4 protein-coding genes are annotated in these 6,992 nt (G+C 64.7%); 3 read left to right on the top strand and 1 reads right to left on the bottom strand.

What is annotated here, in order from left to right:
• Window positions 1-121 precede the first annotated feature (121 nt).
• On the bottom strand, window positions 122-367 hold the full coding sequence (locus HNP84_RS19360; RefSeq protein WP_185051116.1) for a hypothetical protein: 246 nt from the start codon (window positions 365-367) through the stop codon (window positions 122-124).
• Between the two features lie 456 nt (window positions 368-823).
• Between HNP84_RS19360 and HNP84_RS19365 the strand changes: the two genes are divergently transcribed.
• The 3 genes from HNP84_RS19365 to HNP84_RS19375 all read left to right on the top strand — a co-directional run bounded on the left by HNP84_RS19365 (window position 824) and on the right by HNP84_RS19375 (window position 6,957).
• Window positions 824-3,889, top strand: coding sequence for a DEAD/DEAH box helicase (locus tag HNP84_RS19365; protein ID WP_185051117.1), 3,066 nt, complete (start codon window positions 824-826; stop codon window positions 3,887-3,889).
• Between the two features lie 461 nt (window positions 3,890-4,350).
• The gene (locus HNP84_RS56115) at window positions 4,351-5,778 is read left to right on the top strand and encodes an HNH endonuclease (RefSeq protein WP_185051118.1); all 1,428 of its coding nucleotides are present in this window, start codon (window positions 4,351-4,353) and stop codon (window positions 5,776-5,778) included.
• A gap of 492 nt (window positions 5,779-6,270) precedes the next feature.
• Complete coding sequence (locus HNP84_RS19375) at window positions 6,271-6,957, top strand: hypothetical protein (RefSeq protein ID WP_185051119.1); 687 nt, start codon at window positions 6,271-6,273, stop codon at window positions 6,955-6,957.
• Window positions 6,958-6,992: the final 35 nt, after the last annotated feature.

Below are 6,992 nucleotides of genomic sequence, written 5' to 3' on the forward strand. Positions count from 1 at the left end.
CTGAAGGATCGGCAGCGCTGGCTACACGGATCGACGTCCCATGCTCACCCGCCCGTAACCGATTGATCTCCACCCGCTAGCTGGTCAAGCTCACCATGGGCGACGAAGGAACCAGCAGCCGCTACGTCGATATGGGTGAGTCACGCACGTCATTCCAGGCGTAACCGCAGTGCTCCCAGGGCATGCCCTCGAAGATCTCCTCAAGCTGCAGGTCAGCGAGCTCATCCTCATATTCAGCCTGATGGATCTTCTTGACCTTCCCGATTGCCTCCTCATAGTCTGCCGCCGTTACGACGTACGTGTACGGCGCTTCGCCGTCTTCGCGCTCCCTGCCCGAGATTGTCACGGTGAACGTTCTTGCCTGCATACATACGCTCCAAATCGGACGAAATTCCGACATCTCACACTGCTACACGAAGTCGCCCCTAGCGTTCACCCAGAGGTGACAGGCCGGACGGCTCGCACCTCGTCATTAATGCTCGATGGAATGCCGATATCTTCCGAGCGCACGTTCGAGGAACGGCCCATCAATTCTTACCATGACGTGGACGCGCTTCAATGACGAATCAAAGTTGAACGCCAATGTCACAATGCCCCAACCAAGGCATTTTCCCGGTTGTCGTAGGAGTGGGGCGGGCAACAGCGGCCCGATCGCCGAGTGGGTGCCGGTGAGATCGGGGGGAGCGGCGCTCGCGGCTACCCGACGGCCCCCCTGCAGCCCCGAACGCATGCCGCCCCCATCACCTTGCTCAACATGCCCTGAAGACGGAGTAGTTGGCGCATTTCAGCAGTAGCTCCGCGCACCACGCCCTATAGTCGCGGAGTGAGCGATCTTCAGCCGGGCGTCTACGAGCATCTGGTAACGCGCGAAATAGGCGCCCTGCTGCGTGCCGTACCTGATCGGGGGCTGATCGATCGGCGGGCGCTGGATGTAGCAGATTCACACGAGATGCTGGCGCGACATCTCGCTGCGCTTGCGCGGAGGGCGCTTCGGGCCGTGCGTGGGGAAAGCGACGCCGCGCGCCTGGCCCGACAGGTCGAGATCGTCAACCGGATCGCTGAGCTGATTGGCGATCTCGTGCCCGAGGCTGCCGACCCGGACGAACTCGTAGAGGCCGCCGAGGAACTGCTAGGGATCGCCCGCGGCCGGGATGCGGCAGGGCAGGTACGGTTCCCGCCGCGGCCAGTGGTGCCGCTCACGGGTAGTGCCTTGCTAGTCAACGGCAGAGGGCAGCCGGAGATCGGACACGAACTCAAGCGCGAGCTGGCCTCCGCGGACCGAGTGGACCTGCTGTGCGCCTTCGTGAAGTGGAACGGCGTACGCGTGCTGGCCGAGGCCATCGAGGAGTTTGTGGCACGCGGCGGACAACTGCGCGTGGTGACCACCACGTACATCGGCGCGACTGACCGCCTCGCGCTGGACCGGCTGGCTGCCATGGGTGCTGACATCCGCATCAGCTACGACACCCGGACAACTCGGCTTCACGCGAAGGCGTGGCTGTTTCACCGCGCTTCGGGTCTATCCACGGCCTATGTCGGCTCGTCCAACCTTTCGCAGGCTGCGCTCAGTCACGGCCTGGAGTGGAACGTACGCCTCGCGCAGGCGGAACAGCCGCATCTGATCGACACGTTCGCGGCCACGTTCGACGACTACTGGGGCGACCCGTCATTCGAGCCCTACGATCCCACTCGGGACGCCGAGCGCCTTGATCGGGCGCTCACAGTAGAGCGTTCAGGCGAGCGCAGCGTCGTCATCGACTTTGCGCACGTCGACATCCGGCCGTACACCTATCAGCGCGACATCCTCGACGAGCTCGCCGCCGAACGCCACATCCACGACCGATGGCGAAATCTCGTCGTCATGGCCACGGGCACCGGCAAAACCATGGTCGCCGCCCTCGACTACCGGCGGCTCCGCGACGCGGGGCAGGCCACCTCGCTGCTGTTCGTGGCCCACCGCGAAGAGATCCTGCGGCAGAGCATGCTCACCTTCCGCCAAGTGCTGCGTGACGCAACGTTCGGGGAACTGTACGTGGGCGGCTCCCGCCCCGAGGAGTGGCGACACGTGTTCGCCTCTATCCAGTCGCTGCACATCAACCCGTTGCCCCAGCCGGACGCGTTCGACATGGTGATCGTGGACGAGTTCCACCACGCCGAGGCCGCGACGTACCGGCGCCTGCTCTCCGCAGTGCAGCCCAAGGTGCTGCTCGGGCTCACTGCCACCCCGGAGCGCACCGATGGGCAGGACATCAAGCACTGGTTCGGCGGCCGAATCGCCGCCGAACTGCGCCTATGGGAAGCGCTGGAGCGCGGCCTACTCGCGCCGTTCCAGTACTTCGGCGTGCACGACGGCACTGATCTGAGCGGGATCGGCTGGAGGCGCGGCCAGGGATACGACGTGCGCCAACTGTCGGGCGTCTACACCGGCGACGACCGCCGCGTTGCCATCGTCTTGGAGACTCTGCAGCGCAAGATCGGCAACGTCGGCAGCATGCGGGCCATCGGCTTCTGCGTCAGCATTGAGCACGCCCGCTTCATGGCCACGCGGTTCACACAGGCAGGGATACCCTCGGTCGCTGTCACCGCGCAGAGCTCGCCGGAGGAGCGAGCCAATTCACTGCGCGACCTGCGTGAGCGCCGGGTTAACGCCGTCTTCACCGTCGACCTCTTCAATGAAGGCGTCGATGTCCCCGAGATCGACACCGTCCTCTTCCTACGTCCCACCGACAGTGCCACGGTCTTCCTGCAGCAGCTCGGACGCGGCCTCCGGCTGGCCAACGACAAGCCGTGCCTAACCGTGCTCGACTTCGTGGGACACCAGCACAAGCGCTTCCGCTTCGACCGCCGCTTCCGCGCCCTCACCGGCGCCAGCCGTACGGGGATCGCACGCGAGATCGAGCAGGGCTTTCCCACCCTGCCCGCCGGCTGTGTGATCGACCTCGATCGGGACGTACGCCGCCTGGTCCTGGAGAACGTACGCCAGGCGCTCAACATCAACTGGCGGGACCTGGGGCGCGAGCTGCGAGACCTCGGCGACGTTTCCCTAGCACGCTTTCTGGAGGAGACCGGCCTTGACGTGGAGGATCTGTACCGGCGGCGTCAGGGCTGGGCTCATCTGCGGCACACCGCGGGCTTCGAGGCAACCGAGCCCGACCAGCAGCTCGGCCGCGCTTTCGGCCGCATGCTCCACATCGACGACGTCGAGCGCCTCACCTTCCTCAGCGAGGTCCTGAAGGGAGGCACGCCGCAGTCTCCCCGTGAAGTACGTGTCCTGGCGATGCTCGACGCGATGCTATGGGGTGGCGCCCAGCCGGTCTCGGGCATGGAGGCCAGGCTCGCCCAGCTCTCCGGCTCCCGAGCGGCGGAGCTGGGCGAGTTGGTGGACGTATTGCGGTCCAGAATCCGGCATCTCGCCCCGCCAATGGACGCTGCCGTGCCACTGCATGTCCATGCCCACTACAGCAAGAACGAGGCCCTGGCCGCCTTCGGCGTGGACAGGCCGGCCAATGTACGCGAGGGCGTGAAGTACGTCGAAGAGCACAAGGCGGACCTGTTCTTCGTGACCATCGACAAGTCAGAGGACCACTACTCCCCCACGACCCTGTATCACGACCGGGCCATCAGCGAGACCCTGTTCCAGTGGGAGTCGCAGAGCACGTTGCGCTCCACTACCGCCACCGCTCGCCGGTACATCAGCGGTCAATCTACTGTGCACTTGCTGATCCGGAAGTCCAAGCGGGATGAAGGGCTGGGCGCACCGCCGTATACGTACGCCGGGCCAATGCAGTACGTCAGCCATGAGGGCGAGCGGCCGATCCGGTTCGTGTGGCGTCTGGAGCACCCGCTGCCGCCCGAGGTCTTCCACTACGCCAAGACCACCGCCGGCTGAGCCTGCATCCTACGGTCAGTGCTGTCATACGTCTTCCCTCTGCGTCAGGCTCAAGTAGGACACACGGCGAGGAAGTTCTCAGTGTGGTACGACTAGGACGAGACCTGGCGTAGCAGACTGTAACGATACGAAGCACGACCTGGAGGCCGGTGGGCCCGAGCTGATCGACCCAAGCTCCGGCACTTCCGGCGGAGTACAAGCAGCGGATCGTCGCCGAGTACGCCGTTCACCATGCGCATCGGCACCGCCCCGGCCCCCAAGCTCTCCACCAAGGCATGGATCAACGAGCCCAGCGACGACGACGTCCCGACCAGCAGCCCAGACGAGGAAGACGCCGCTTAACGCCTCAGCAGCACCTGACTTGACACCTACCGCCCCAGACATGGGTTCCGGAGTGTGGTGATCTCGGCGAGTTATCCGGGCTGCACGATTTTGTCGGAGTTGCCCGTTAGCGTTGATCTGTGGCTACCTCCCCCACCTCTCGACGTGACTTCATCAAGAAGATCGGCCAGCTGTCCCCTCGCTCTGTGCGAGACACCGCCCCTACGCACCGTCCGCTTCTGCTGCTGTGGCTACTTGGCCGCGTTGCCATTGGCGCGCCGCGGCTCACCACCTGGCGGGAAACCCGCGCCGCGTTCGAGAAGCTCGAGGGCGCCTACGGCAACGGCGCCACGGCCGATAGCGCCCAGTACCCGTTCTGGGTCTTGCACGCCACGGATGCCCTCTGGGAGATCAAGGACGCGGAGCGGATCGCACCCCCACCAGGGCAACGTCGGCCCACCATCAGCGTGCTTGACCACGTCAATCCCGAAGCCGGCTTCACACCGGACGTGCACGCGATGCTGAGTGCGGAGCCTGGCCTGGTGGCGAATGCGGCTGCGATCCTGCTGGCCCGCTTCTTTAACCCTGTTCCGGCGGGGCTGGTTGCTGATGTTGGCTTGGACGGTCTGCTGCCAGCCGGCCAAGAGGCTGACCTGCTCCTGCCGGTTCCTGGGTCTGTGAGGTTCCCCAAGCGCAAAGCCATTCACACAGCCTTTGGCGGCCAGTGGACCAGCGGAATCGGCACCCTCGACGATGGGCTGATGTGTGTCTTCTCGGACGCTAGAGGCCCTTACGATGACCGAACCATTCCAGGCACGGATCTGATCGAGTACCGCGGTCAAGGATTGAGTGGCGACCAAAGTCTGAAAGGCGTGGGCAACGCTCAACTGCTGGTCTGCCAGCGGGAACAGAAACCCATCAGGTACTGGCACCAGCCCACCGGTGGCGACTGGACGTTTGTCACCTGGACTGTCATCGTGGATAGGCGTCTGGTGTGGGGCAGGGGCGAGGACAAGCAGTGGCGGCGTGAGTTCGCTTGGGTACTGGCCCCGGTGCCGTCCCCCTTCCGGGACCAATGGCCACAGTCAGTCCTAGACCGGCTTGCTCAAGATGACCAGCAGACGCACGACGAAACTCTCGGGACAGAAGCGCCTACTGCGCTTAGCAAACGGGATACAGGCCGGCAGTACCGCAAGCTGTGTGCGTCGGTAGAACGCAGGGAACGGGTCAACCACAGCAGGACAACTCGCACCGCCACCGACCGTTACTTCCGCTCTGCGGATGCTCGCCTTGCCGTGATGCTGCGCGCCCGAGGCAAGTGCGAGAACCCGGATTGCGGCGGCCAACCAGCCGATGTCACCGACAGGGGCGACGCCATACTCGAAGTCGACCATGTCGACGAACGAGCCGCGCAGGGCCGGGATCACCCCGCCAACATGATTGCTTTATGTCCGAACTGCCATGCGATCAAAACTCGGGGCAGCACCAGGCACGACCTCAAGCGCAAACTGAAGACGCTGGCCCAGCGCCTCCATCGAGAAGCGGAAGAGTGGGAGAACACCTCCTGATTCGTAGTCGGATCAAGGTCGGTGTTAGCAAGATCAACGTCCACGCCCGGGTGATCCGGTGGCAAGCCGACCCGGAGCGCAGGGCCGCCAGACCCTAGCACCGGATGCGGCGCGGCAGTCCAAGAACCACCGGCTTCGGCAGATCCTCGCCCATGATGTGATCACCGGCGCGTCTTCGTTACCGCACTTGTGACGGTGTTGCGGCGCGAAGGCGACTGGTACGAGATGCATGACGCCGAGCCGATGGAGGCGGCAAGGGCGCTGTACGCCGAACAGGCACGGCTGCCGGACGACCTGACGTAGGGCTATGTCAGCGGTTGGCGGCAGGTTGGTCACGAATGTGGATTACACGGAACGGATGTCGGTTTCGCGCCATCTTTCCAGACGTGAGGAATTCGGCCGTGGCGTGACTGGGGCATCCGTTGACCCTTAGTCGCTGCGCTGGTCCTGCTGCTCAACGATCACCTGCTGAAATGGTTATGGCCTGGCGTGGTGACCGGCAAGCTCAGCGACGTCGCCGGGTTGATCGTGGCCCCGCCCCTGCTGAACCTGGCCCTCAGAAGGCCCTGGGTATCCATCCTGCTCACGGGCGTGCTATTCACCCTGGTCAAGAGCACATCGCTCGGGGCCGAGACCGCCTCCCAAGCCTGGACGCTGCTCTGGGGCCCATCCCGAGTCCTCGCCGACCCCACCGACCTCCTCACCCTGCCCGCCCTGTACGCAGCATGGTGGATCTGGAAGCACCCTGACCCGCGCGCCGTACGGCTCGCGCGGGTCGTGGTCGCTATTCCGGTCGCCGTGGTGGCTGTGGCGGCGACCGGACAGTGGTCGCCTCCCTCGACGTACAGCGCGCATGCGGTGGACACGACCACTGACGCCATCGTGGTGACGGTAAGAGAGAGCGAGCGGCCGGGCTTCAGCAATTGGTGGATCTACACCTCCCGCGACAAGGGCGGATCGTGGTCCCGCATGGCCGTTGCCGGGCCCCCGGTAGCCAGAACCTCGGCCTGCTCGCCCGCCGGGCACTGCTATCGGATCGTCCCGGGCCGGCTCAAGGTGGAGGAGCTCAAGGACGGGCGGTGGGTGACAGCGTGGGAGGTCTCCCCCGGCGACCAGGACGAGCAATTGTCAAATCCTGTGGATCATGGGTGGCTCAGGTCGAACGTAGCCATTCGTTGAGGATCGCGAAGTCTGCGTTGGTGAGTCCTCGGGAA

This window comes from Thermocatellispora tengchongensis, assembly GCF_014202315.1.
In the GTDB taxonomy this organism is placed as follows: Bacteria; Actinomycetota; Actinomycetes; order Streptosporangiales; family Streptosporangiaceae; genus Thermocatellispora; species Thermocatellispora tengchongensis.

Bases quoted from the DNA above. Each gene is read 5' to 3' on its own strand.
- HNP84_RS19360 (WP_185051116.1), bottom strand. From the start codon at position 367: ATGCAGGCAAGAACGTTCACCGTGACAATCTCGGGCAGGGAGCGCGAA.